The sequence below is a fragment of the Gordonibacter pamelaeae genome (assembly GCF_003340385.1).
GTDB classification, from domain to species: domain Bacteria; phylum Actinomycetota; class Coriobacteriia; order Coriobacteriales; family Eggerthellaceae; genus Gordonibacter; species Gordonibacter pamelaeae.
Genome location: NZ_PPTS01000002.1, coordinates 334,178 through 357,800, shown reverse-complemented (window position 1 = coordinate 357,800; position 23,623 = coordinate 334,178). Strand labels below are relative to the sequence as shown.

Annotated in this window: 23 protein-coding genes; 18 read left to right on the top strand and 5 right to left on the bottom strand. The window is 69.6% G+C overall.

Features of this window, described 5'->3' with window-relative positions:
- Positions 1 to 79: 79 nt before the first annotated feature.
- Positions 80 to 661, bottom strand: coding sequence for a ribosome biogenesis GTP-binding protein YihA/YsxC (yihA, locus tag C1877_RS04190; RefSeq protein WP_015540366.1), 582 nt, complete (start codon positions 659 to 661; stop codon positions 80 to 82).
- A 288-nt stretch (positions 662 to 949) separates the two neighbouring features.
- Between yihA and C1877_RS04185 the strand changes: the two genes are divergently transcribed.
- The 16 genes from C1877_RS04185 to rpmE all read left to right on the top strand — a co-directional run bounded on the left by C1877_RS04185 (position 950) and on the right by rpmE (position 17,353).
- Entirely contained in the window at positions 950 to 1,495 is a 546-nt protein-coding gene (locus C1877_RS04185) for a YbaN family protein (protein ID WP_114568467.1), read from the top strand.
- Between the two features lie 7 nt (positions 1,496 to 1,502).
- Entirely contained in the window at positions 1,503 to 5,021 is a 3,519-nt protein-coding gene (cydC, locus tag C1877_RS04180; RefSeq protein ID WP_114568466.1) for a thiol reductant ABC exporter subunit CydC, read from the top strand.
- Positions 5,022 to 5,271: 250 nt separating this feature from the next.
- A complete protein-coding gene (rpsB, locus tag C1877_RS04175) occupies positions 5,272 to 6,081 on the top strand; it encodes a 30S ribosomal protein S2 (RefSeq protein ID WP_114568465.1) in 810 nt (269 codons plus the stop codon).
- A gap of 140 nt (positions 6,082 to 6,221) precedes the next feature.
- Complete coding sequence (tsf, locus tag C1877_RS04170) at positions 6,222 to 7,088, top strand: translation elongation factor Ts (protein WP_041239727.1); 867 nt, start codon at positions 6,222 to 6,224, stop codon at positions 7,086 to 7,088.
- A 174-nt stretch (positions 7,089 to 7,262) separates the two neighbouring features.
- Positions 7,263 to 8,552, top strand: a complete 1,290-nt coding sequence (murA, locus tag C1877_RS04165; protein WP_015540365.1) for a UDP-N-acetylglucosamine 1-carboxyvinyltransferase — start codon at positions 7,263 to 7,265, stop codon at positions 8,550 to 8,552.
- A 12-nt stretch (positions 8,553 to 8,564) separates the two neighbouring features.
- Positions 8,565 to 10,061 (top strand): LCP family protein, encoded by a 1,497-nt coding sequence (locus tag C1877_RS04160; protein ID WP_114568464.1) that lies wholly within the window; start codon positions 8,565 to 8,567, stop codon positions 10,059 to 10,061.
- A 148-nt stretch (positions 10,062 to 10,209) separates the two neighbouring features.
- Positions 10,210 to 10,446: a NifU family protein gene (locus C1877_RS04155; protein ID WP_015540363.1), complete on the top strand. Its 237-nt coding sequence runs from the start codon at positions 10,210 to 10,212 to the stop codon at positions 10,444 to 10,446.
- 17 nt (positions 10,447 to 10,463) lie between these two features.
- Positions 10,464 to 10,754: a hypothetical protein gene (locus tag C1877_RS04150; protein ID WP_015540362.1), complete on the top strand. Its 291-nt coding sequence runs from the start codon at positions 10,464 to 10,466 to the stop codon at positions 10,752 to 10,754.
- A gap of 150 nt (positions 10,755 to 10,904) precedes the next feature.
- On the top strand, positions 10,905 to 11,795 hold the full coding sequence (gene pdxS, locus C1877_RS04145; protein ID WP_015540361.1) for a pyridoxal 5'-phosphate synthase lyase subunit PdxS: 891 nt from the start codon (positions 10,905 to 10,907) through the stop codon (positions 11,793 to 11,795).
- A 9-nt stretch (positions 11,796 to 11,804) separates the two neighbouring features.
- Positions 11,805 to 12,395 (top strand): pyridoxal 5'-phosphate synthase glutaminase subunit PdxT, encoded by a 591-nt coding sequence (gene pdxT, locus C1877_RS04140; protein WP_041239725.1) that lies wholly within the window; start codon positions 11,805 to 11,807, stop codon positions 12,393 to 12,395.
- Positions 12,396 to 12,468: 73 nt separating this feature from the next.
- Positions 12,469 to 12,687: a UDP-N-acetylmuramoylalanyl-D-glutamate--2, 6-diaminopimelate ligase gene (locus C1877_RS04135; RefSeq protein ID WP_041239724.1), complete on the top strand. Its 219-nt coding sequence runs from the start codon at positions 12,469 to 12,471 to the stop codon at positions 12,685 to 12,687.
- 95 nt (positions 12,688 to 12,782) lie between these two features.
- The gene (gene lgt, locus C1877_RS04130) at positions 12,783 to 13,622 is read left to right on the top strand and encodes a prolipoprotein diacylglyceryl transferase (protein WP_015540360.1); all 840 of its coding nucleotides are present in this window, start codon (positions 12,783 to 12,785) and stop codon (positions 13,620 to 13,622) included.
- Positions 13,623 to 13,716: 94 nt separating this feature from the next.
- Positions 13,717 to 14,097, top strand: a complete 381-nt coding sequence (locus C1877_RS04125) for a desulfoferrodoxin family protein (RefSeq protein WP_015540359.1) — start codon at positions 13,717 to 13,719, stop codon at positions 14,095 to 14,097.
- A 180-nt stretch (positions 14,098 to 14,277) separates the two neighbouring features.
- A complete protein-coding gene (gene pyk / locus C1877_RS04120) occupies positions 14,278 to 15,735 on the top strand; it encodes a pyruvate kinase (protein WP_114568463.1) in 1,458 nt (485 codons plus the stop codon).
- Positions 15,736 to 15,830: 95 nt separating this feature from the next.
- Entirely contained in the window at positions 15,831 to 16,739 is a 909-nt protein-coding gene (gene rhaD, locus C1877_RS04115; RefSeq protein ID WP_114568462.1) for a rhamnulose-1-phosphate aldolase, read from the top strand.
- A gap of 134 nt (positions 16,740 to 16,873) precedes the next feature.
- Positions 16,874 to 17,353 carry a 50S ribosomal protein L31 gene (gene rpmE / locus C1877_RS04110; RefSeq protein ID WP_015540358.1) on the top strand — a complete coding sequence of 160 codons (480 nt, stop codon included), beginning with the start codon at positions 16,874 to 16,876 and terminating at the stop codon, positions 17,351 to 17,353.
- A gap of 118 nt (positions 17,354 to 17,471) precedes the next feature.
- Here the strand turns inward: rpmE and C1877_RS04105 are convergent, their stop codons facing one another.
- From C1877_RS04105 to C1877_RS04090, 4 genes are all read right to left on the bottom strand, one after another.
- Positions 17,472 to 18,611: an ABC transporter substrate-binding protein gene (locus C1877_RS04105; RefSeq protein ID WP_114568461.1), complete on the bottom strand. Its 1,140-nt coding sequence runs from the start codon at positions 18,609 to 18,611 to the stop codon at positions 17,472 to 17,474.
- 36 nt (positions 18,612 to 18,647) lie between these two features.
- Positions 18,648 to 19,430 carry an ABC transporter ATP-binding protein gene (locus C1877_RS04100; protein WP_114568460.1) on the bottom strand — a complete coding sequence of 261 codons (783 nt, stop codon included), beginning with the start codon at positions 19,428 to 19,430 and terminating at the stop codon, positions 18,648 to 18,650.
- The gene (locus C1877_RS04095; RefSeq protein WP_244909787.1) at positions 19,427 to 20,404 is read right to left on the bottom strand and encodes a FecCD family ABC transporter permease; all 978 of its coding nucleotides are present in this window, start codon (positions 20,402 to 20,404) and stop codon (positions 19,427 to 19,429) included. The genes C1877_RS04100 and C1877_RS04095 overlap by 4 nt, the downstream gene beginning before the upstream one ends.
- A gap of 504 nt (positions 20,405 to 20,908) precedes the next feature.
- Positions 20,909 to 21,802: a DUF364 domain-containing protein gene (locus C1877_RS04090; RefSeq protein ID WP_114568458.1), complete on the bottom strand. Its 894-nt coding sequence runs from the start codon at positions 21,800 to 21,802 to the stop codon at positions 20,909 to 20,911.
- Positions 21,803 to 21,955: 153 nt separating this feature from the next.
- Here C1877_RS04090 and C1877_RS04085 point away from each other — a divergent pair, with 153 nt between their 5' ends.
- Together C1877_RS04085 and C1877_RS04080 are read left to right on the top strand one after the other, a co-directional pair.
- Positions 21,956 to 22,798: a hypothetical protein gene (locus C1877_RS04085; RefSeq protein WP_114568457.1), complete on the top strand. Its 843-nt coding sequence runs from the start codon at positions 21,956 to 21,958 to the stop codon at positions 22,796 to 22,798.
- A 69-nt stretch (positions 22,799 to 22,867) separates the two neighbouring features.
- Positions 22,868 to 23,557 (top strand): flavin reductase, encoded by a 690-nt coding sequence (locus C1877_RS04080; RefSeq protein WP_114568456.1) that lies wholly within the window; start codon positions 22,868 to 22,870, stop codon positions 23,555 to 23,557.
- The last annotated feature ends 66 nt before the right edge of the window (positions 23,558 to 23,623 follow it).

Here is a 23,623-nt window from a genome sequence, read left to right as displayed (position 1 = left end):
CCGGATGCAAACGCAAAGGAGGGCGGCCGACCGGCCGCCCTCCTTTGCGTTTGTGCTTGGCGCGTAGGGGCGTCGGCTCCTAGGCCACCGCGTCCCTGATGATCTTGCGCAGCTCCTCCATGCCGTCGCCCTTCGCGGACGACGTCACCACCATCGAGGCGTCGTCGCCCAGCGCGAGCTGGCGCTTGAGGGCGGCCTTCTGCTTCATCTGCTGCTGGCGCGACAGCTTGTCGGCCTTCGTCAGCGCAACGACGAAGGGGAGGTCGGCCTCGCGCAAGAAGCGGATCATGTTCTCGTCCAGCTCGGACGCCTCGTGGCGGATGTCCACGAGGGCCACCACGAGCGCGAAGGAGCGGTCCTGGTTGAAGTATCCCTCGATGAGCTCCGACCAGCGCGCCTTCTCCGATTTCGACACCTTGGCGTAGCCGTACCCCGGCAGGTCGACGAACGTCACGCCGTCGCCGTCGAAGAAGTTGATGGTGGCCGTCTTGCCGGGCGTCTGGGACACCTTTGCCAGGCCCTTACGGTTGAACAGCTTGTTCAAGAGCGACGACTTGCCCACGTTCGACCGTCCCGAGAACGCGACCTCGGGAGCCGTCGAGGGCGTAAGCTGCGCCGAGGTGCCGAACGACCGCTCGAACCGTACGTTGTTGAAGTTCATTGCGCTTTCCTTCCGGAGGGGGCTGCATGCCGGTGCGCTCGGAATAGCGGTAGGCGCCGGCCGCTGTTCCATGGTACCGGAACCGCCCCGCCCCGGAGGCTAGAACCGCCGCCCGAACGCGGTTTTTCCACGTTGCCCCCTGCGGGCGGGCGGATTGCCGGCACCGGTTCTGCGGGCACGGGCGATCTAAAAATTACCCATGGTCTACTTTCTGCCCGGCTTCCGCTATCATACCCAATAAGTTACCTATGGCAAACTATAGAGGGATGATCGAGAGGGAGGAACCGCATGAGGGAGATCGAGGCGGCGCGCGGCAACGCGGCACCCCAAGGAACCGATGCGGCCGGGGACGGCCCGGCCGAGCGGCAGGGGGCGCATGCGGTCGCGAGCTCCCGCGGCGGCGGCAGGGCCGTGCGCGCCCTGTGGGCGGCGGGCGGGTTCGCCGCTTTCGGGCTCGGGGCGCTCGGCGCCGTGCTGCCCATCGTGCCGACCACCCCGTTTTTGCTGGCGGCCGCCTTCTGCTTCGCGCGCAGCTCCGAGCGGTCGCGCGCCTGGTTCCGCGGCACGAAGCTGTACCGCACCGTGCTCGCGGGCTATATGTCCAAGCGGGCGATGACCGTGAGGGCCAAGGTCGCCCTGCTCGTTCCCCTCACGGCCGTGCTGGCCGTGTCGTTCGCGCTCATGGGCTCCGTGCCGGTGGGGCGCGCCGTGGTCGCCGTCGTGTGGGCGGCGCATCTCGTGTACTTCGGCCTCGTCGTCAAGACCGACCGCGGTCCGTCCGAAGGCGCGCTCGCGGCAGCCGCGCCGCTCGGCACCGATGGGGAAGGGGCCTAGGGCAGCCATGTTCGACAAGAGACTGCTCTCCCTCGTGCCGGCGGCCGCCAAGTTCATCGCGGCCGACGTCGTGTTCCAGTGGATCGGCCTTTTGGCCAACATCGCGCTGTTCCTGCTCGTCGGATCGTTCATGCAGGGGCTGGTGGCCGGTACGGCTCACGCCGAGGCCGCCGCTCGGCTGGCCGGCGCCTCCGCCCTGGCCATCGCCGCGCGCCTCGCATGCCAGACGCTCGCGCAGCGCATGGGCCTGGCTGCAAGCGAGGCGGCCAAGCGCGCCGTGCGCCAGGAGGTGTACGACAAGCTCGTGCGCCTGGGGCCGTCGTACCGCGAGCATGCCTCCACCGGGGAGGCCGTGCAGATCAGCGTGGAGGGCGTCGAGCAGCTGGAGAGCTATTTCGGCTCGTACCTGCCGCAGCTCTTCTACGCGGTGCTGGCCCCGCTCACCCTGTTCGCCTGCCTGGCGCCCCTGTCCCTGCCGCCTGTCGTGGCCCTGCTCGCGTGCGTGCCCCTCATCCCGGCGTCCATCATGGCCATCCAGAAGATCGCCAAGCGCGTCATGAAGAGCTACTGGGGCTCGTACACCGATCTCGGCGGCAGGTTCCTCGAGGACATCCAGGGCCTCGCCACCCTCAAGATCTACCAGGCGGACGGGCGGGCGCACGAGCGCATGAACGACCAGGCCGAGAGCTTCCGCCGCGCCACCATGCGCCTTCTGCGCATGCAGCTGAACTCCATCACCGTCATGGACCTGTTCGCCTTCGGCGGCGCGGCGGTGGGCATCGTCATGGTGCTGGGGCAGTACGCGGCGGGCGCGGTCGGGCTCGGCGCGGCGTTCTCCCTCGTGTTCCTGTCGGCCGAGTTCTTCCTGCCCCTGCGCACGCTGGGGTCGCTCTTCCATACGGCCATGAACGGCATGGCCGCCGCCGACAGGATGTTCGCCATCTTGGACGCGCCGGAGGGGCGCGACGGCACGCGCTCGGTCGATCCGGCGCATGTCGGCGTTGCGTGCCGCGGCGTAGGCTACTCGTTCGACGGCGAGCGCGCGGTGCTTGCTGACGTGGACTTCGAGGCGCCGGCCGGCAGCTTCGTGGGCGTGGCGGGCGAGAGCGGCTCGGGCAAGTCGACGCTGGCCGGCGTGCTCTCCGGCGCGAACGCGGCCTACGAGGGCACGGTGGAGCTGGGCGGCATCGACCTGCGCGACGTATCGCGCGCCTCGCTGCGCGAGACGGTCACGGCCGTGTCGTTCGACAGCTACCTGTTCAAGGGCACGGTTCGCTCCAACCTGCTTTTGGCGAAGCCCGCTGCCTCGGACGACGAGCTGTGGGGCGCCCTCTCCCGCTGCCGCCTGGACGGTTTCGTGCGCGATGCCGGAGGCCTGGACGCGCCGGTGGCCGAGGCGGGACGCAACCTGTCGGGCGGCCAGCGCCAGCGCCTTGCCATGGCGCGGGCGCTGCTGCACGACGCCCCCGTGTACCTCTTGGACGAGGCCACGTCGAACATCGATGCCGAGAGCGAGGACGCCCTCATCGCGCTCGTGCACGAGCTGTCCCGCACGAAGACGGTCATCATGATCTCACATCGCCTGTCGGCCCTGCGCGAGGCCGATCGCATCTACGTGCTGGAGGACGGCCGCGTGGCGGAGCGCGGCACCCATGACGAGCTGGCCGAAGGGGGCGGCCCCTATGCGAGGATGTGGGGGCGGCAGGCCGAATTGGAGTCCTTCGGCGGCGCTTCCGCCCCTCTCGCCGTCGACGTCTCCGAGGGCGATCCCGGCCTATCGGCGCATCCGGAAGGCTCCGCCGGCCCGGCATCCGCCCCGACTCCCTCCGGCGCTGTGTCCGCCGCGCTCCCAGAGGCCCCTTCGGCTCCCCGCCGCTCCCACCTCTCCGTCATGCTGCGCCTCGTGAGGCTCACGCGCCCGCTGCTGCCCGTCATGGGGCTGGCCGTGCTGCTGGGCGCGGCCGGCTTCGCCGCCGCCATCTTCCTCACCGTGTTCGCAGGCTACGCGCTGCTCGGCCTGGCCGGCCTGCCCCAGCCCGTTGCGGCGGGCACGGCGACCGTGCTTCTGGCGGTTTGCGGCATCGTGCGCGGCCCGCTGCGCTACGGCGAGCAGCTGTGCAACCACTACCTGGCGTTCCGCGTCCTGGCGCTCGTGCGCGACCGCGTGTTCGCGGCCCTGCGGCGCCTGGCGCCCGCGAAGCTGGAGGGCCGCGACAAGGGCGATCTCGTGTCGCTCGTCACGTCCGATGTGGAGCTTCTGGAGGTGTTCTACGCGCACACCCTGTCGCCGGCCGTTATCGCGCTCGTCGTCTCGGCGGGCATGACGGCGTTCATCGGCCTCCTCTCTCCTCTGCTGGGCGCCTTGGCTCTGGCATCGTACGTGCTGGTGGGCGTCGTCGTGCCCCTCGCGGCGTCGAGGGCCAGCGGGAGCACGGGGCGCGCCGTGCGCGACCGGGTCGGCGATATGAACGCGTTCGTGCTGGACAGCCTGCGCGGCTTGGCCGAGACGCTCCAGTACGGCCGCGCCGCGGACCGCGCGCGCGAGCTCGACGCGCGCATGGACGGCCTGGCGCGCGTCGAGCGGCACCTCAAAGGCGGCACCGCGCTGCTCATGGCGCTGGTGGGGGCTATCGTGGTCGCGTGCGGCGTGGCCATGCTGCTGGCGTCTGCCGCGCTCGTGGCGCAGGGAGCGGTCGATGCAGGCGCCGCCGTGCTGGCAACCGTCGCGCTCATGTCGTCTTTCGGCCCGGTCATCGCCGTTGCCAACCTGGGGTCCACGCTCCAGCAGACGCTGGCTGCGGGCGCGCGCGTCGTCGACCTTCTGGACGAGCGCCCGCAGACCGACGAGGTGTCCGACGGCGTGGACCTCGGCGCCTTCGACGGTGCGGCCGCGCGGCGCGTGGACTTCGCCTACGGCGGCGTGCGCGTGCTCGAGCAGGTGGACGTGACGTTGCGGCCGGGCGAGGTCGTGCGCGTGACGGGCCGCAGCGGTGCGGGCAAGTCAACGCTGCTGAAGCTGTTCATGCGGTTCTGGGACGCCCAGAAGGGCGTCGTGGAGGTGTCGGGCCGCGACGTGAGGCGCGTCAACACCGCCAGCCTGCGCAACGCGGAGGGCTTCATGACCCAGGAGACGCACCTGTTCGAGGGCACTATCCGCGACAACCTCGTGCTGGCGCGGCCCGGCGCCACCGACGACCAGCTGGCCGACGCCTGTGCGAAGGCGTCGCTCTCCGACCTGGTGGAGCGCCTGCCGCAGGGCTTGGACACGCGGGTGGGAGAGCTCGGCGACGCGCTGTCGGGCGGCGAGCGCCAGCGCATCGGACTGGCGCGCGTGTTTTTGCACGACGCCCCGTTCGTGCTGCTGGACGAGCCCACGAGCAACCTCGACAGCCTGAACGAGGCTGCCGTGCTGCGTGCGCTGGCCGACAACCGCGCCAGCAAGACCATCCTCATCGTCAGCCACCGCGCGAGCGCCGCCGCCATCGCCGACCGCACGTACTCGGTGGAGCGCAGCCGCGCGTCCTAGCGCCGGGCCGCCCCCTTCGGCGGTTGCGGCTGCGGCGGTGCGGCTACGACGCGGCTGCGGCGGTGCGGCTACGACGCGGCTGCGGCTGTGCGGCTGCAAATCGCATCTTGCGTTCGATGCGCAGGTCGGTTATACTCCTACAGTTTTTAATTACGCATGCTCGTGCGACCCGCTCCGCCAGTGGCCAACCGGAAAAGGCTGCGGAGGCAGGGGATGACCGCGGGCAGAGGACTAACGAATGGAGAGAGAAATGACGAAAGTCAGCATTCAGACGCTGCTCGACGCGGGCAGCCACTTCGGCCATCAGACGCGCCGCTGGAACCCCAAGATGAAGCCCTACATCTTCGGCAGCCGCGGCGACATCTACATCATCGATCTCAAGCAGACGCTCTACGGCCTGGACGCGGCCTACACGTTCGTGTCCGAGATCGCCCGCAAGGGCGGCACCGTGCTGTTCGTGGGCACGAAGAAGCAGGCCCAGGAGGCCGTGGCCGACGCTGCCAACAAGTGCGGCATGCCCTACGTGAACGCCCGCTGGCTCGGCGGCATGCTCACGAACTTCGTCACCATTCGCTCCCGCGTGACCCGCATGGAGGAGCTGGAGGCCATGGAGGCCGACGGCCGCATGGCGGTGCTGCCGAAGAAGGAGCAGATCCTGCTGCGCAAGGAGCTCGGCAAGCTGCAGACGAACCTCAACGGCATCCGCAACATGAAGCGCGTGCCCGACGCCATCTTCGTCATCGACACGAACCGCGAGGCCATCGCCATCCACGAGTCCCGCCGCCTGAACATCCCCGTGGTGGGCACGCTCGACACGAACTGCGACCCGGACGACGTCGATTTCGGCATCCCGGCCAACGACGACGCCATCCGCTCCGTGCGCCTGTTGGCCGACTTCGTGGCCGACGCCGTGATCGCCGGCGTGGGCGTGCCGGTCACGGCCGCCGAGATCGCTCCGGCCGACGCCGAGGCCGCCCCTGCCGCCGAGGCTCCGGCTGCCGTGGAGGCCGCCCCTGCCGAGGCCGCCCCCGAGGCTGCCGCCGCCCCTGCCGCCGAGTAGGCTGCACGCGGCGAGCCCGTCCCGCTTTCCGCGGGAGCGGGCTTTTACGAGAGAAGAGACGCGCCCTCCCCGCCGATGCGGCCCGAGGGCGCTTCCACCCCGGCACCGCGCATGCGGCGCCGTAGAGAGAAAGGAACAACGTGGCTGAGATCACCGCTTCCCTGGTCAAGGAGCTCCGCGAGATGACCGGCGCCGGCATGATGGAGTGCAAGAAGGCGCTCGTCGAGGCCGAGGCCGACCTGGAAAAGGCCGTCGACGTCCTGCGCACCCGCGGCCTGGCCGCCGTTGCCAAGAAGGCCGGCCGCGCCACCAACGAGGGCACGGTCATGGCCATCGTCTCCGACGACGCCACGACGGGCGCCGTCGTGGAGCTCAACTGCGAGACCGACTTCGTGGGCATGAACGACAAGTTCAAGGCCTACGCCGAGAAGATCGCCAAGGCCGCCCTGGCCGCCAAGCCCGCCGACCTGGAGGCCTTGAAGGCCGCCGACGCCGAGGGCGAGACGGTGGAGGCCGTGGTGACCGACGCCATCCACACGCTGGGCGAGAACATCCAGCTGTCCCGCTTCGCGCTCGTCGAGGGCGGCGCCGTGTCGTCCTACATCCACGGCGGCGGCAAGATCGGCGTGCTCGTGCAGTTCGACGTGGAGGGCATCGACCCCGCGTCCGACGGCTTCAAGGCCTACGGCCGCGACATCGCCATGCAGGTGGCCGCCGCGTCCCCGGTCGCCGCGAACCGCGACGCCGTCGACCCGGCCATCGTCGAGCACGAGAAGGCCATCTACATGGCCCAGGCCGCCGAGTCCGGCAAGCCCGAGGCCATCCAGGAGAAGATGGCCACCGGCCGCCTGGAGAAGTTCTTCAAGGAGAGCACCCTCACCGAGCAGGCCTTCGTGAAGAACCCGGACCAGAGCGTGTCCGAGTACACCGACGAGGTCGCCAAGAACCTCGGCGGCACGATCGGCATCGTCGACTTCAAGCGCTTCGTGCTGGGCGAAGAGGCGTAAGGCGCCTCATAGCCTCGGCTCACCTGCTCTTCTGCTTTCGCTGTGAAGGCCCGCTTCGTGCGGGCCTTCGCTTTCTATAATGGCTGAGTGCTGCAAACGGCGCCGAACCGACGGCGCGTGGACGATAGACGGGCGATGCCCGGCCGCCTCCGGCCCGGGCGCGAAGGACGATCCATGGCTGAAGAAATCATCATCGTGCAGGGTACGGGCGTGCTGGCCGGCGAGGTGCCCGTGTCGGGCGCGAAGAACTCGGCGCTCAAGCTCATGGCGGCTTCCCTGCTGGGGGGCGGAACCACCGCCATCCACAACGTGCCGCTCATTTCGGATATCGCCATCATGTCCGAGGTGCTGCGCTGCCTGAACGCGCGCGTTGAGCGCGAGGGCCACACGCTCGTGGTGGACACCGGCTCCGTGGACAAGTGGGAGACCCCCTACGAGCTGGTGTCGAAGATGCGCGCGAGCATCGCCGTGCTGGGCCCGCTCATCGGGCGGTTCGGCCAGGCGCGCGTCGCCATGCCGGGCGGCTGCCAGATAGGCGCCCGCAAGATCGACATGCACCTCGTGGGGCTGGAGGCCCTGGGCGTGGAGTTCGTGGTGGACCACGGCTTTTTGGAGGCCACGACGCCGCACGGCCTGGCCGGCGCGCACGTCGTGCTGGACTTCCCCAGCGTGGGCGCCACGGAGAACCTGCTCATGGCCGCCGTGGCGGCCGAGGGCACCACCACCGTGGAGAACGCCGCGCGCGAGCCGGAGATCGTCGATCTGGCGAACATGCTGAACGCCATGGGCGCGCGCGTGTCCGGCGGCGGCTCGTCGTTCATCGAGGTGGAGGGCGTGCCCGTCGAGAGCCTGCATCCCTGCGAGCACACCACGGTGGGCGACCGCATAGAGGCTGGCACCTTCCTCACCGGCGGCGCGCTCATGGGCGGCCCGGTGACGGTGCGCGGCATCGACCCGTCGTACCTGCGCATGGCGCTCATGAAGCTGGAGGCCATGGGCTGCGACGTGCAGGCCGGCGCCGACTGTATCACCGTGCGGCGCGAGGGGCCGCTCGCGCCCATCGACCTGCAGACGCTGCCGCACCCGGGCTTCCCGACCGACCTGCAGGCGCAGTTCATGCTGCTGGCGGCCCGCGCCGAGGGGACGTCCGTCATCACGGAGAACGTGTTCGAGAACCGCTTCATGTTCGCCAGCGAGCTCATGCGCATGGGCGCCGACATCGTCATCGAGGACCATCATGCCCTCGTGCGCGGCGTGGACGGCCTTCAGGGCGCCGACGTGTCCTCCACCGACCTGCGTGCCGGTGCGGCGCTCGTGCTGGCGGGGGTATCGGCCGAGGGGGAGACGCGCGTGCACGACATCCGCCACATCGACCGCGGCTACGAGGACTACGTGGGCAAGCTCCGCCTGCTCGGCGCCGACGTCGAACGCGCCGTGGCGGACGACGCGCTGCCGGCGTGCTAGCGGGGCCGTTGCATGGCTAGGCGCAAGAAGGGCTTCACCGCAGCCCAGTCCAAGCTCACGTCGCACCGCATGAGGTCGGCGATGCTCGGCACGCATGTGCCGCGGCGCATCCGCCCGGCATCGGCCCGCATGAACGCCGATGCCGTGGGCTTCTCCAGCACGCGCAAGAAGAAGCGCGCCGCGCGCGGCGTGGTGGACACGCTGCTGCCCTCCACGGCCACGCGCGAGACCTCGTCGGACTACAGCCGCCGCGTGGGGCGCCGCGACATCGCCCAGGAGCTGCAGCGCAAGGCGCGCGTCCGCCGCATCGTGGCCGCCGTCATCGCCGTCGCGGTGGTGGCCGTGGTCGCCGGCGGCGTGGGGCTGGCCACGTTCTTCGGCTCGGTGGATGGGAAGATGGGGCTGGGCGACTCCGATGCGAAGGCCGCCCTCACGGCGCCGAAAGAGGGCGCCTGGTACGCCCTGCTTGCGGCCGACCTGGGCGCCGCCACGGCCACGCAGGAGCAGGAGGGCCCCGACGCGCTCGTGCTTGCGCGCGTGGACGCTTCCTCCCGTGCGGTCGCGCTCGTCTCGATTCCGGCGAACTTGCAGGTCACGCTCAAGGATGGCAAGGTGCATCCCCTGCGCGAGGCTGCGGCGCAGGGCGATGCGGCGCTCGTGTCGGCCGTGGCCGGTTTCGCGGGCGTGGACATCGCGCACTACGCGAAGGCCGACGCGGCGGGCATCGCCTCCCTGGTGGACCATCTGGGGGGCGTCGAGGTGGACGTGACTCAGGAGGTGGACGACCCCGCGGCGGGCGACACCTACCTGGCTCCCGGCGTGCAGACGCTCGACGGCAACGCCGCCGTCACGTTCCTGCGCGCGCGGAACTTCGCGAACGGCATCGACGACCAGGCGCAGAACCAACGCGCGTTCCTGGCGTCCCTGGCCGCGCGCATGCTCGAGGACGGCGGGGTGCTGGCGTTCGCCCTGCAGCTGGATGCCGTGGGAGGCTCGTTCAGCACCGACGTCCCGGCCGTGGACGCCCTCAAGCTGGCCGGCGCGCTGGGCGGCATCGACGCCGCGAGCGTGCAGGGCGCGCTCGTGCCCGGCTACGAGTCCACGCGCGACGGCGCGACCCGCTACGTGGCGTCGAGCGACGCGTGGGCGGGCATGATGGAGCTGGTGGACGCAGGCCAGCCGCCCGTTGTGGACGAGGATGCGTACGCGCAGGTCGACCGCGGCAGCTTCAAGCTGGAGGTGCGCAACGGCGCGGGCATTACGGGCGGGGCGGCCCAGGTGGGGGAGATCCTGGCGGCCGACGGGTTCAACGTGGCCGGCACGGGCAACGCCGACAGCTCCGAGTTCCCCGAGACGCTCGTGGTGTACGACGGCGAGGAGCACAAGGAGCAGGCCGAGGAAGTGGTGCGCGCGCTGGGCACGGGCCGCGCGATCGTGGGCGCCGGCTACTACGAGTACGAGACCGACGTGCTCGTGATCATCGGCAAGGACTGGAAGCCGGTGGCGTAGCCGGGGGGCCGGCCGCGGGCGGCCCCCCGGTGACGCGGCCGGCCAGTCGGTGTCGCCCGCGTGCATTTACGCCGCCGCGCGCGTCGCGCCCGCCGCGCTATGGTAGAATCGGCACCCGAGAAACATCATTTCGACGAAGGAGCTTTTCATGGTAGACAAGAACGACGTGGCGGCGGTGCTCGAGCTCATCCGCCCCAGCCTGCAGGCCGACGGCGGCGACGTGAGGTTCGTCGACGTGGACGAGGACGGCGTGGTGTCGGTGGAGCTGCAGGGCGCCTGCAAGGGCTGCCCCATGTCCGAGATGACGCTGGCGAACGGCGTGGAACGCATCCTGAAGGAGCGCGTGCCCGGCGTGACGAAGGTCGTCGCCGTCCACGAAGGCTAGAGCGGGGGACCGGGGCCATGGCGAACTGTTGGGAGCGGCGCGGGTGCGATGACGAGATGATGTCGCGCTGCCCGCACAACACGCCCGGCGAGCCGTGCCCGGCCGACTGCCACTACGCCGCCTGCGACCGGCCGACGCACGTGGTGGCGACCGACTTCGCGGTGCTGCTCAACCCCGAGCGGTACTACGATGCGGCCGTGAAGGAGGTGTGCCGCTTCTGCGAGCACTTCCTGGAGCACGGCCCGGACCTTGCCGACGCGCCCGCGGACGGGTCGCGCGCCGGCAACCCGAACCGCTTCCTGCTGTAGGGCGGGTCGCGGCTGCCGCTTGCGCGGCGGGACGTCGTTTCCGCCGTCCGCATGCGGCGTTTGGGGTATCATGAGCAAGGCAGGAACGCGCGGCCGCCCGGGAGGGCGGCCGCGTTGCACGCAGGGCCATCGATGGAAACAGGAGGAAGCATGACCGAGCAGGTGCAGGGCACGCTGAAGGTGAAGACCGGGTTCGCCGAGATGATGAAGGGCGGCGTCATCATGGACGTCGTCAACCCCGAGCAGGCGAAGATAGCCGAGGATGCGGGAGCCGTGGCCGTCATGGCCCTCGAGCGCGTCCCCGCCGACATCCGCGCGCACGGCGGCGTGGCGCGCATGAGCGACCCCACCATGATCGAGGGCATCGTGGAGGCCGTGTCCATCCCCGTCATGGCGAAGTGCCGCATCGGGCATTTCGTGGAGGCGCAGGTGCTGCAGAGCCTGGGCGTGGACTTCATCGACGAGAGCGAGGTGCTCACGCCGGCCGACGACGAGTACCACGTGAACAAGTGGGACTTCGACGTGCCGTTCGTGTGCGGCGCCCGCAACCTGGGCGAGGCGCTGCGCCGCATCGCCGAGGGCGCGGCCATGATCCGCACGAAGGGCGAGCCGGGCACGGGCAACGTGGTGGAGGCCGTGCGCCACATGCGCACCGTCACCACCGACATCGCCCGCATCAAGGGCCTGCGCGACGAGCAGCTGTTCACGGCCGCGAAGGACTTGCAGGCTCCCTACGAGCTGGTGAAATGGGTGGCCGAGCACGGGTGCCTTCCCGTGGTGAACTTCTCCGCCGGCGGCATCGCCACGCCCGCCGACGCGGCGCTCATGATGCAGCTGGGCTGCGACGGCGTGTTCGTGGGCAGCGGCATCTTCAAGTCGGGCAACCCGGCCAAGCGCGCCCGCGCCATCGTGGAGGCCACGACGAACTACGACGACCCCGACACCATCGCGCGCGTCTCGCGCGATCTGGGCGAGGCTATGGTGGGCATCGAGATCTCGGACATCCCCGAGAACGAGCTCATGGCCGGACGCGGCTGGTAGGGGCGTTTCGTGGCTGCGTTGCGCATCGGCGTCCTAGCCCTGCAGGGCGCCTTCCGCGAGCATCGGCGCATGCTCGACGGGCTGGGGGCCGAAACGCGGCTCGTGCGCTGGCCGGCCGAGCTGGACGGGCTGGACGGCCTCGTGATCCCGGGCGGCGAGTCCACGGCCATCGCGAAGCTGCTGGCCATCCACGGGATGTACGGGCCCCTGCGCGACGCCTTCGCGGCCGGCATGGCCGTGTTCGGCACGTGCGCCGGCGCCATCCTCATGGCACGCGACATCGAGGGCGCGCGCCCCGACCAGGAGCCGCTCGCCCTCATGGACGTGCGCATCCGGCGCAACGCCTACGGGCGGCAGATCGACTCGTTCGAGACGGCGGTGCCGTTCGACGGGGTGGCGGGGGGCCCGGTGAAGGCCGTGTTCATCCGCGCACCCCGCTTCGCCGACCTGGGGCCGGGCGTGCGGGTGCTCGCTGTCGGCGACGGCGGCGAGCCGCTCGCCGTGCGCGAAGGGCGCGCGCTGGCCGTGGCGTTCCACCCCGAGCTCGCCGACGATGCTCGCGTGCATGCCTATTTCCTCGAAAGCGTGGCCGGCGCGTGACGTTCGGCCTCGGGGAAGTCTGCTACAATGAGGTTCGTTGGCGGACCCGGCAAGGCGAAGGAGCGTGAGGCACGTGAGTCAGACGATTACCTGCCCGGCGTGCGGCGCGTCCGATCTGGACGTGTGCTGCTACGACTCCATGATGGTCGTGCGCGCGGACCTCGCCATGTTCACGTTGCGCTGCCCCTCGTGCGGCGCCAAGGTGTCCAGCATGCAGACCATACCCTCCCAGCTGCGCGACGAGGTGCGGTTCGCCGCCATCGAGGTGGGCGCGGGCATGGGCCGCGAGTAACGTCACGCGCCGGCTGCGCGGCGGGGCGGGCCCGCACGCGGCGGGTTCTCCCGCCGACGTCGCAGCTCCGGCGATCGGCAAGGCAAAGGAATCCTATGCTCAACGATATCTACTGGAATCTCGACCCCGTCCTGTTCTCGGCGGGGCCGTTCACCGTGCGGTGGTACGGCATCGCCTACGTGGCGGGGTTCGTGTGCGCCGCCCTGCTCATCTGGCGGCTGGCCAAGCGCTGGCGCATCCGCGTGGACGCCGACGCGCTGCTCACCATCATGTTCTGCGTCATCATCGGCGTCGTGGCGGGCGGACGGCTGGGATACGTGCTGTTCTACGGCAACGGCCTGGAGTTCTACCTGCAGAACCCGCTCGAGGTGCTCGCGTTCAACCACGGCGGCATGAGCTTCCACGGCGGGCTCGTGGGCGCGCTCCTCGCCGGCATAGCGGCGGCGAAGATGACGGGCATCCCGTACCTCACGCTGGCCGACCTGGGCTGCGTGGCGGCCCCCATCGGGCTCTTCTTCGGGCGGCTTGCGAACTTCGTGAACGGCGAGCTGTGGGGCGGTCCCACCGACCTGCCGTGGGGCGTCGTGTTCGGCGGGGCTGCGGGCACCATGCCGCGCCATCCCTCCCAGCTCTACGAGGCGCTGCTGGAGGGCGTGCTCATCTTCGCCGTGCTGTTCATGCTCTCGCGCAGGCTCCCGCCGCGCCCGCGCGGCACGTTCCTGGGCGTGTTCCTGATTATGTACGGTTGTTGTCGGTTCGCCATCGAATTCGTGCGCCAGCCCGATGTGCAGCTAGGATATCTGTGGGGCGGTTGGCTGACCATGGGCCAGCTCCTGTCCGTCCCGCTCGTGCTCGTGGGAATCGGCGTGCTCGTTTATGCGCTTCGGATGAAGAAGCCGCAACAGGGTCTTCCGGAATTGCCACAAGGCGAGTAACATATAAGGCGTGCCATCAAGGAACGAACCTGAAGCCCGGACGGGCCCCGCGCAGGCGGCGGCTGCGGTCGGGAACGACCTCGAAGGGGGAACCATGGAGCTCAAATTCTACCATTGCCGCCATTGCGGGAACATCGCCGTCAAGCCGTTCGACTCCGGCGTGCCGCTGGTATGCTGCGGCGAGCAGATGGAGGAGCTTGTCGCCAACACCACCGATGCCGCGCTCGAGAAGCACGTGCCCAACGTGAAGGTGGACGGCTCGAACGTCCACGTCCAGGTGGGCAGCACGCTGCACCCCATGACGCCGGAGCACTACATCACGTTCGTGTGCCTGCAGACGAAGAACGGCTACCAGTTCGTGCAGCTCACGCCGGAGGACGCCCCCGTGGCCGACTTCGCCGTGGCCGAGGGCGACGAGCCGGTGAAGGTGTACGAGTACTGCAACATCCACGGCCTGTGGGCAGCCGAGCTCTAGGGACCCCGCCTCTCAAGCCGCATCGAGCGCCCGTCCCGCACCGCGCGGGGCGGGCGCTCGCACGTTTCCCTTTGTGAAGCTCCGCTTCCGATTCGGCCGCCGCCCGGACGCGCGGCGGGGTTCGCGGTATCATGCAACGTGAAGGGCCCGATCGGAGCACCGCATGGCGGAAGGAGCAGCATGGCAAGGCGCACGAAGATCGTTTGCACGCTGGGCCCGTCGGTGGACGACGAGGCGTCGCTGCGCGTCCTGCTGGGGGCGGGCATGGACGTCGCGCGCTTCAACTTCTCGCACGGCTCGCACGACGAGCACCGCGCGCGCATGGAGCGTTTGCGCAAGGTGCGCGGCGAGCTGGACTCGCCCTGCGCCATGCTGCTCGACACCCGCGGGCCGGAGATCCGCACCGGCCGCCTGGCGGGCGGCCGTCCGGTGGAGCTTGCGGCCGGCAGCCGGATCGTGCTCGTCGAGCGCGCGGTGGAGGGCACGCCCCAGCTGGTCACGCAGAGCTGCCCGGGCCTGGCCGCGGCCGTGGGGGAGGGCACGTCCATCCTCGTGGACGACGGGCTTATCGAGCTCGAGGTGGAGGGCGTGGACGGCACCGACATCCGCTGCATCGTGAGGAACACAGGCACGCTCGGCGAGCGCAAGTCCGTGAACGTGCCGGGCGCAGCGCTTCCCCTGCCGGCGCTCACGGACCAGGACCGCGACGACCTGCTGTTCGGTATCGGGCAGGAGGTCGACTTCGTGGCCGCGTCGTTCGTGCGCGACGCCGACGGCGTGCGGGCGGTGCGCCGGTTCTTGGACGGGCACGGCGGCGAGGGCATCAGGATCATCGCCAAGATCGAGTGCTCGGAGGCCGTGGAGAACTTCGACGCCATTTTGGAGGTCGCCGACGGCATCATGGTGGCGCGCGGCGACTTGGGCGTGGAAGTGCCCGCCTGGCGCGTGCCCCACATCCAGAAGAACATCATCCGCGCGTGCAACCGCGCGTCGAAGCCCGTGATCACGGCCACCCAGATGCTGGAGTCTATGGTGCGCAACCCGCGCCCCACGCGCGCCGAGGTGGGCGACGTGGCCAACGCCGTGTACGACGGCACCGATGCCGTCATGCTGTCGGGCGAGACGGCGTCGGGACGCTACCCGGTAGAGGCCGTGCGCATGATGGCGCAGGTGGCGGAGGCGAGCGAGCCGTACCTGCACGACGAGGCCGCGCCCGACCGCAGCCGCGAGCACGCGCGCGTGGCCTTGGCCGTGGGCATGGCGGCCGTGCAGGCCGCCGAGACGCTGGGAGCCTCGTGCATCGTGGCGCCCACGATGTCGGGGCGCACGGCGCGGCTCATGTCAAACCTGCGGCCGCGCGTGCCCATCTACGCGGTCACGCCGTTTCCGCGCGTCATGCGCCAGCAGCAGCTGAGCTGGGGCGTCACGCCCATGCTGGGCGACGTGCAGGGCGACATGCAGCACGTGGTGGAGAACGCGCGGGCCAAGGTGCGGGAGCGCGGCCTGGTGGAGCCCGGCGACATCGCCGTGTTCACGGCGGGCGACCGCGCCACGAGCCCGCTGGAGGACGTGGGCTGCGGGCGCACCGACGCGGCGGCCACGAACGCGCTGTACGTGGTGCAGATCCGGGAGGACTAGGACGCGCGGGCGGGCCCGGTTCGCGCCGAGGGCGCGGGCTGCGGGCGCGCCTGCAGACGAGGGGCCGCCGCGGGCGGCCGGACAAGGAGCAGGACATGGGCTTTTTCGACAACGCGCAAGAAGTGATCGACCGCGGCGTCTCGGTGGCGAAGGGCGCCGTCTCGGGCGTGGCCGTTGAGCAGCAGGGCTTCGTGAAGGGCTTCGTGCGGCTGTGCAACGACGGCTGGGAGCAGGGCTGGCACGAGCGCAACGGCGGCAACGCGACGTACCGCCTCACGCCGGAGGACGTGGCGTCGTGCCGCTCATTCTTCTACGACACGGCCAGCTCGTGGGTGCCGCTGGGGCTTGCCGCGCCGGGCATGCGCCGCTCGTTCTTCCTGGTCACGCGCGCCGGCGCGTTCATGCGCAACGTGGCGCTCGACCCGGACGCCACGCTGGGCATCGTGGAGCTGAACGACGAGGGCGATGCCTGGCGCATCGTGTGGGGCTTCAAGGAGGGCGGCATGCCCACGAGCGAGCTGGCCAGCCACGTGCTCATCCACGAGAAGCGCGCCGCCGCCACGGCGGGCGCGGCCCGGGTGCTCTACCATGCTCATCCTGTGAACGTGGTGGCGCTCACGGCCGTGATGCCGCTCGATGCGCGCACGTTCACGCGCGCGCTCTGGAAGGCCATGACCGAGTGCGTGATCGCCTGCCCCGAGGGCCTGGGCGTCGTGCCGTGGATGGTGCCGGGGGGTGCGGACATCGCCCGCGCCACCGCCGAGCTCATGGGGCGCTACCCGGCCTGCGTGTGGGCGCAGCACGGCCTGTTCTGCTCGGGCGCGGACTTCGATGCCACGTTCGGCCTCATGCACACGGTGGAGAAGGCCGCCGCCGTGTACGCGCAGGCGCGCCTGCTCAACCGCGGCAGCGACGCCTTCCCGAACACGATCCCCGACGCCGGTCTGCGTGCCATAGCGGAAACGTACCACCTGCCGATCAACGAGGAGTTCCTGGAAGGGTAGGATGCCGCCGTGCGCTGCTGTGCGTGCTGTGCGCGTTGCCTGTTTTCCCCTCGCATGCGCGTTTCAACTGTGCTATCATGCAAAGGCTTGTCTTCGCCTTGGTCGGAAACCAAGGCCTGTCTAAGGAGAACCAAATGAAACAGGGAATTCATCCGGAATACGTCGAGTGCACGGTGAAGTGCAGCTGCGGCAACACGTTCACCACCATGTCGACGAAGCCGGAGCTGAAGATCGACATCTGCAACGTGTGCCACCCGTTCTACACCGGCCAGCAGCGCTTCGTGGACACCGGCGGACGCGTGCAGCGCTTCGCCGACAAGTTCGGCTCCGCCAAGGAGACCGTGGCCGAGCGCGAGGCCGCGAAGAAGGCCGCCAAGGCCGCAGCCGTGGCCGAGGCCGAGGCAAAGCGCAAGGCCGAGCGCGAGGCGAAGGCCGCCGAGAAGGCCAAGCGCGCCGAGGAGTTTGCCAAGAAGGCCGAGCGCGACGCCGCCAAGGCCGCCGAGGCCGAGGCTGCCGCCCCTGCCGAGGATGCCGCTGCCGAGGCCACGGCCGAGGAAGTCGCCGCCGTGGACGCCCTCGTGGAGGCTCCGGCCGAGGAGAAGGCCGCCGAGTAGCGCGCAACCGAGATCCGGTACGAAACAGGAACGCCCGGCCGATGGCCGGGCGTTCCTGTTTCGGGGCCCGGCCATCGGCCGGGCGCTTCTGCTTCCGAAGGAGGGGGGGGGAAGCCGTTTACTTCGCCTGCGCGTGCGCGGCGATCTCGTCGAACTCGGCCTGCGAGAGGTCGTAGCCGTAGAACGTCTTGAAGTAGCCGGCCACGGTGTCGTACATATCGTCATCGTAGTGGTCGGGGTACAGCAGGCGGGGCAGCCACTGCATGCCCAGCACCTGGTTCACGGTCGGGGGGTTGTTGAGCCAGCACCACGGCGCGCCGGGCACCTCGTAGTAGTTGCCGCTCTTCACGGCCGAAAGGTCGGCCCAGGCCGGGTCGCTGCCCACGGTGTCGTATATGCTGCCCTCCTGGAACAGGATGAGCTCGGGATCCCAGAGGGACACCTGCTCGAGGCTCACCTCGGTGCCGCTGCCGCTGCCCGACACCTTGCCCAGGTCGGCCACGTTGTTCGCCACAAGGTCGACGACCTGGCCCTGGTAGGAGTTCTTCGCGATGGTGTTCGTGCCCGCGTCGCCCAGCAGGTAGGCCACGCGCACGCGCTGGTCCTCGGGAATGCCCGCCATCACGGACACGGTCTCGTCGTAGGCGTTCTTGCAGTAGGCGGACAGCTCCGCGCCGCGGTCCTCCATGCCCAGAAGCTCGCCGAGCATCTCGTAGGCGTCGCCGTAGGTGTCCATGGTGGTCTCGACGAACACGACGGGGATGCCCAGCTGGGTCTGCAGCGTGTCGAGATCCTCCTTGATGCCGTCCTTGGCCTCGCCGGTGTCGATGAGGATCTGCGCGCCAGCCGCGGCCACGGCCTCCTTGTTGAGGTCGCCCTTGGCGCCGAACGCGGCGCCGGTGACGGGCAGGTCGGCGTAATCGCCGCCCAGGTACTTCGCCTGATCGGCGGTGAGTTCCTGCGAGAGCGTGGCCAGCTTGTCGGGGGCCATCGTCAGCAGGACCTGCGTGGCGGTGTGGCCGGCGGGGGCGATGCGGTCGATCTGGGCGGGAACCTCCACCTCGCGCCCGGCCGAGTCGGTGAACGTGCGCGTGGCGCTCTCCGCCGCCTGGTCGTTCTTGGGGGCGTCGCCGCCCGACGCGCCCTCGCTGCCGCCGCCGGAGCAGCCGGCGAACGCGAACGCCAGCCCCAGGCAGAGCGCGCAGGCGGCCAGCAGCCGCACGAGGCGCGTGCGTTTCAAAGTCCTCGTTCCTTCCATGTTCCTTCCTTTCCTTCCGTTCCCTTTTCCTGGAACCTATCGCCGTATCTCGCGTACGGGCACGCAGACGCGCACCTTGTCGCCGTAAAGGGAGTTGACCTCCACGTCCACGCCGTAGATGGTGCTCACCAGCTCGCGCGTGATGACGTCCTTCGGGTCGCCGTGCGCGAAGACGCGGCCCTCGTGGATGACGAGGGTCTGGTCGGCGTAGAGGAACGCCTGGTCGGGCTGGTGCGTGGACTGCACGATGCTCAGGCCCTCGCGGGCCAGCTGCCGCACGCACGACAGCACCCGCACGGTGTTGCCGTAGTCGAGCGCGCTCGTGGGCTCGTCCATGATGATGGTGCGCGCGTTCTGCGCGATGGCGCGCGCGATGAGCACGAGCTGCTGCTCGCCGCCGGAGATCTGCGTGTAGGGGCGGTGGCCCAGGTGCGCGATGCCGATGCGCTCGAGCGCGTTCCACGCCTGGTCCACCTGGCCGCGCTTCGGCGTGCCGAACAGGCCCACGCGGCCGCCGGCGCTCATGAGCACCACGTCGAGCACCTCGTAGTTGTACACGGGGGCGTGCGACTGGGGGATGTAGGCTATCTCGGAGGCGCGGTCGCGGATGGACAGGGCGCGCAGGTCCTTGCCGTTCACCGTGATGCCGCCCTCCCAGTTCCTGTTCAGGCACAGGATGCAGCGGAACAGGGTGGACTTGCCCACGCCGTTCGGACCCAGCACGTTCACCAGCGTGTTGTCGGGGATGGAGAACGTCAGGTCGTGCAGCACCTCGCGGCGCCCGTACGAGAAGCTCAAGTGCTCGACGTCGATGCTCATAGCTGCTTCTTCCTCGTGATGAGGTACAGGAAGAACGGCGCGCCGACGAAGGCCGTGAGGATGCCGATGGGTATCTCGGAGGTGGTGGCGAGGCGCGCCACATCGTCCACGATGAGCAGGAAGCTGGCGCCCATGAGCATGCTGGCCGGCAGGAGCTTGCGGTAGTCGCAGCCGATGACCATGCGGGCGAAATGGGGGATGACGAGGCCCACCCAGCCGATCATGCCCGTGACGGCCACGCTGGCCGCCGTCACGAGGGTGGCGGCGAAGATGACCACGATGCGCACGCGCTGGGCGTTCACGCCCATGGTGGAGGCCTCGTCATCGCCCATGGTGAGGATGTTGATGCGCCACCGGAGGGCGAACAGGGCCAGGAGGCCGGCTGCCATGGGCGCGGCCGCCATGGCCAGGTCGGCGGGCTTCGCTCCGGTGAGGCTGCCCATGAGCCAGTAGGTGATGGCCGCCAGCTGGTCGGTGGGATCGGCGATGAGCTTGGTGTAGGACACGGCCGCCTGCAAAAGCGAGCTCATCATCACGCCGGCCAGCACCACCACCATCATGTGGTTGCCCTTGGCGCGGCTGCTTACCAAGAGCACCAGCAGCACGGTGACGATGGCCGCCGCGAACGCGAATGCGGAGATGCCGAAGGCCCCGAGCCCCAGGAGGATGGCCACGGCCGCGCCGAACGCCGCGCCCTGCGAGGCGCCCAGGATGTCGGGCGAGACGAGCGGGTTCTGGAACGTGCCCTGGAACGCCGCGCCGGCGGCCGCGAGCGAGCAGCCCACGAGCAGGGCGAGCACGATGCGCGGCAGGCGCACCTGGAAGAACAGCGTCTCCTGCTGGGAGGTCCAGAACGGCTCGATGGGCACTACCTGGCTCGCCAGCATGCCCCCGGCCTCGGCCGGCGTGATGGGGAAGCGGCCGAGCATGAGCGAGGCGAGCGTCGCGACCACCACGAGCACGCCGAGCGCCACGAGGACGATGGTCGCGCGGCGTCGCTGGTTGCGCGAGGCGCACCGGGCGGCGTGGGCATCGTCGCGGGAGGTTTCGCGAGAGGCGTCGCACGTGGCGTGGCGGGCGGCTTCGTCCGCGCGCCGAGGGGGTGCCCCCTCGGCGCCTCTGATGCTTCCAGCATCAGAGGCGCCCTCATCCCCCCTGAAGGTCTGCTCAAGAGCCCCGATCGTTCCCGCCCCCTATAACCTGTAATAAGAATAATATTTGAAACAATATATCCTAAAAAATGAATATTATCAATTGGGAATATATAAATCGAGGATCAGGAAAACGGGTGGGCAGTGTGAACGATGGAGGAGAGGGGCGGTTTCCGATGCCCTGGACGGCTCTCCCAATATAAAGGCTGCCGACCGAAATACGGAACGGATGTTTCACGTGAAACATCCGTTCGGTGGCTGTGCATGTGTGCATGATTTTTTCATTTGCCTGGCGATGGGCTTCGCCGAGGGGTGGGTCTGATCCGTCTACGCCCCTGGCCGGGTGATGGACATCATCTGCAGCGCCTCGCCGAAGAACTGGCCGGCGCCGTTCTGGACGGCGAAGCGGGCCTTGTCCGGGTCGGCCACCACGCTGCCGGCCAGCATCTCCACGCCCCAGTCGAACAGGAAGGGCGACATGACCACGCTGGGGCCCACCATGACGGTGGTGCCGTTCTTCGTGAGGTCGAGCAGGCGCGGGGCCGTCTTGTTGATGATGGTGACGCCGGTGATGAACGTGTAGTCGCTTTTCGGCAGCACGTACTCGCAGGCGGGGTCGGGCGTGTCGAGGGCCTGCGTGCAGTTGCGCTCCAGCACGGTGAGGTCGGCGTACTCGGCGATGCGGTCGACGTGCGGGAAATGGCCGATCACGGTCACGCGGGCGCGGCCGTCCCCGCCGCGGGCCTCCCCGGCGGCCTCGATGCGCGGGCGGTACTGCTCGAAGGCGTCGCGCGGCGGCACGCCTCCGCGCGAGCCGCGCTCGGAACGCTCGACGGGCGGGTCGTACACGGCGCCCAGCGGGTCGAGCAGGGGCTTCTGCGCGTAGTAGGCGTTGAGGGCCGCCACGCCGAGCGTGGCCTCCTCGAAGCACCACGACTTCGCCAGCTCCGCCACGGCGCGCAGCGGCAGGCCGCGCAGGTCCATCGTGTGCTTGCGCTTGGCGCCGCCCTTGCAGGTGAAGCTGATGCCCATGCCGCAGTCCGCCTCCACGTAGGACCAGTGCGTGCCCAAACAGTAGTCGCGGACGACCAGGTCCTCGGGAACGTGCCCTATCAGGTGGTTGTAGAACTTCCACGGCGTGTCGTGGCCGTGCGTGCCGGGGAAGCTTATAGCGTCGTTGCCGGGGTTGTTCGCGCAGCAGTCTTTCTCGGGGCATCCCATGGTCGTACCGTCCCTCTCTCTCGTGCGGAGCCGCCGGACGGGCGTCTCCTTCGGGGCCGTTCACGGCGGCCCTGTCCGTATCTTCAATAGAGTATAATACAGAATCAAGGAGAAATAAATGCAGGGCGAGGGCGACGCGAGGAAGGGGATGCGATGCTGTTCATCTTGACGGGGGACGTGCAGTCGGGCAAGACGCGCTGGCTCGAGCGTCTGGTTGCCGAGCTGGCGGCCGACGGCGTGGAGAGCCGCGGCGTGCTGGCGCCCGGCGTGTGGCGCCCGCGCGCGGACGGGGACGATGGCGGCCTGCGTCCGCCCGGGTCGGGAGAGGGGGCCTACGAGAAGCTGGGCATCGACAACGTGCTGCTGCCCCAGGGCGAGCGCCTGCGCTTCGCCCGCCGCCGCGACCTGGCCGAGCGCGACGGCCAGCTGAACCCGGCCAGCCAGAGCGCGGCGGCGCAGCTGGCATGGGAGATACCCGGGGAATCCCTCGCACGTGTGAACGCGCACTTCGAGATGCTGGCGAAATCAACCCTTCCCGAGCAATGGACGTCCGATGGCGCTGCGGTTTCCACGCGCTCCGGACAACGGGCGCCCAACGCTGCCGTGAATTTTCCGCATTCCGAAAAACGGTCGCCGGATGGACGGCCGTTCGAAAAAGCGGCAAGTGTTTCACGTGAAACATTTGTTCGTGAAGAAGGCGAGGGAGGTGCGCCCGCGCCCGTGCGCCCTTGGCTGCTGGTGGTGGACGAGCTCGGGCGCTTGGAGCTGGAGCGCGGATGCGGGCTGACCGCCGCGCTGGACCTGGTGGAGCGGGGGCCGGTCCCCGGGTGCCCGCATGCGCTCGTCGTGGTGCGCGCGCGGCTGCGCGATCGCGCCGAGGAGCGCTTCGCCGCGGCATGGGGCGGCTGCGAAGCGCTCGCGCCCGGCGACGGGGCGCGCACGGCCGTCCGCCGCGCGTTCGGCCTTGCTTCCCTTATCGATAACGAGTATCATTAGGTTACAGAGAGGCATCCGAAGGTCTTATCGCAAGCCGGGCGCGTGCGCGCCGCGGCGGAAAGGCGCACCATGATCGATCAAACCGCGTTCTTCAGCCTGAGCTACGGGCTCTACGTGATCTCGTCGAAGGACGCAGGCCGCGCAGCCGGTTGCGTGGCCAACACGTTCCAGCAGGTCACGTCGTCGCCGATGCAGGTGAGCGTGGCGCTGAACAAGGGGAATGCCACCACGGGCGTCATCCGCTCGGCGGGCCGCTTCTCGGCCACGTGCCTCGCGCAGGACGTGCCGATGGAGCTCATCGGCACGTTCGGCTTCCACTGCAGCGATGATCTGGACAAGTTCGCCGCCTGCGAGCATGCCTTCGATGCCGCCGGCCTGCCCTACGTGGCCGAGCATGCCTGCGCGCACTACTCGGCGCGCGTGGTGCAGGAGGTCGACCTGGGCACGCACGTCCTGTTCGTGGGCGAGGTGGAGGAGGCCGAGAAGCTCGCTTCCTGCGAGCCTATGACCTACGCCTACTACCACCAGGTGAAGGGCGGCAAGACCCCGCCGAAGGCCTCGAGCTTCCTGCCCGACGCCGCCGACGCCCCCCTGCCGGCCGACGCCCCCGCCGAGGCGGCCGCCGAGCCGGGCCGGCCGAAGGTCGCCTGGCGCTGCACCGTATGCGGCCATATGGTGTACGAGGACGAGCTCCCCGACGACTTCGCGTGCCCCGTGTGCGGCGTGGGGAAGGATATGTTCGAGCGCGTGGAGCTGTAGCGCTCGCGCAAGCGGAATGCCCCCGCAAGGGCGGCTCTGCCGGAGGCGAGCCGCCCTTGCGGCGAG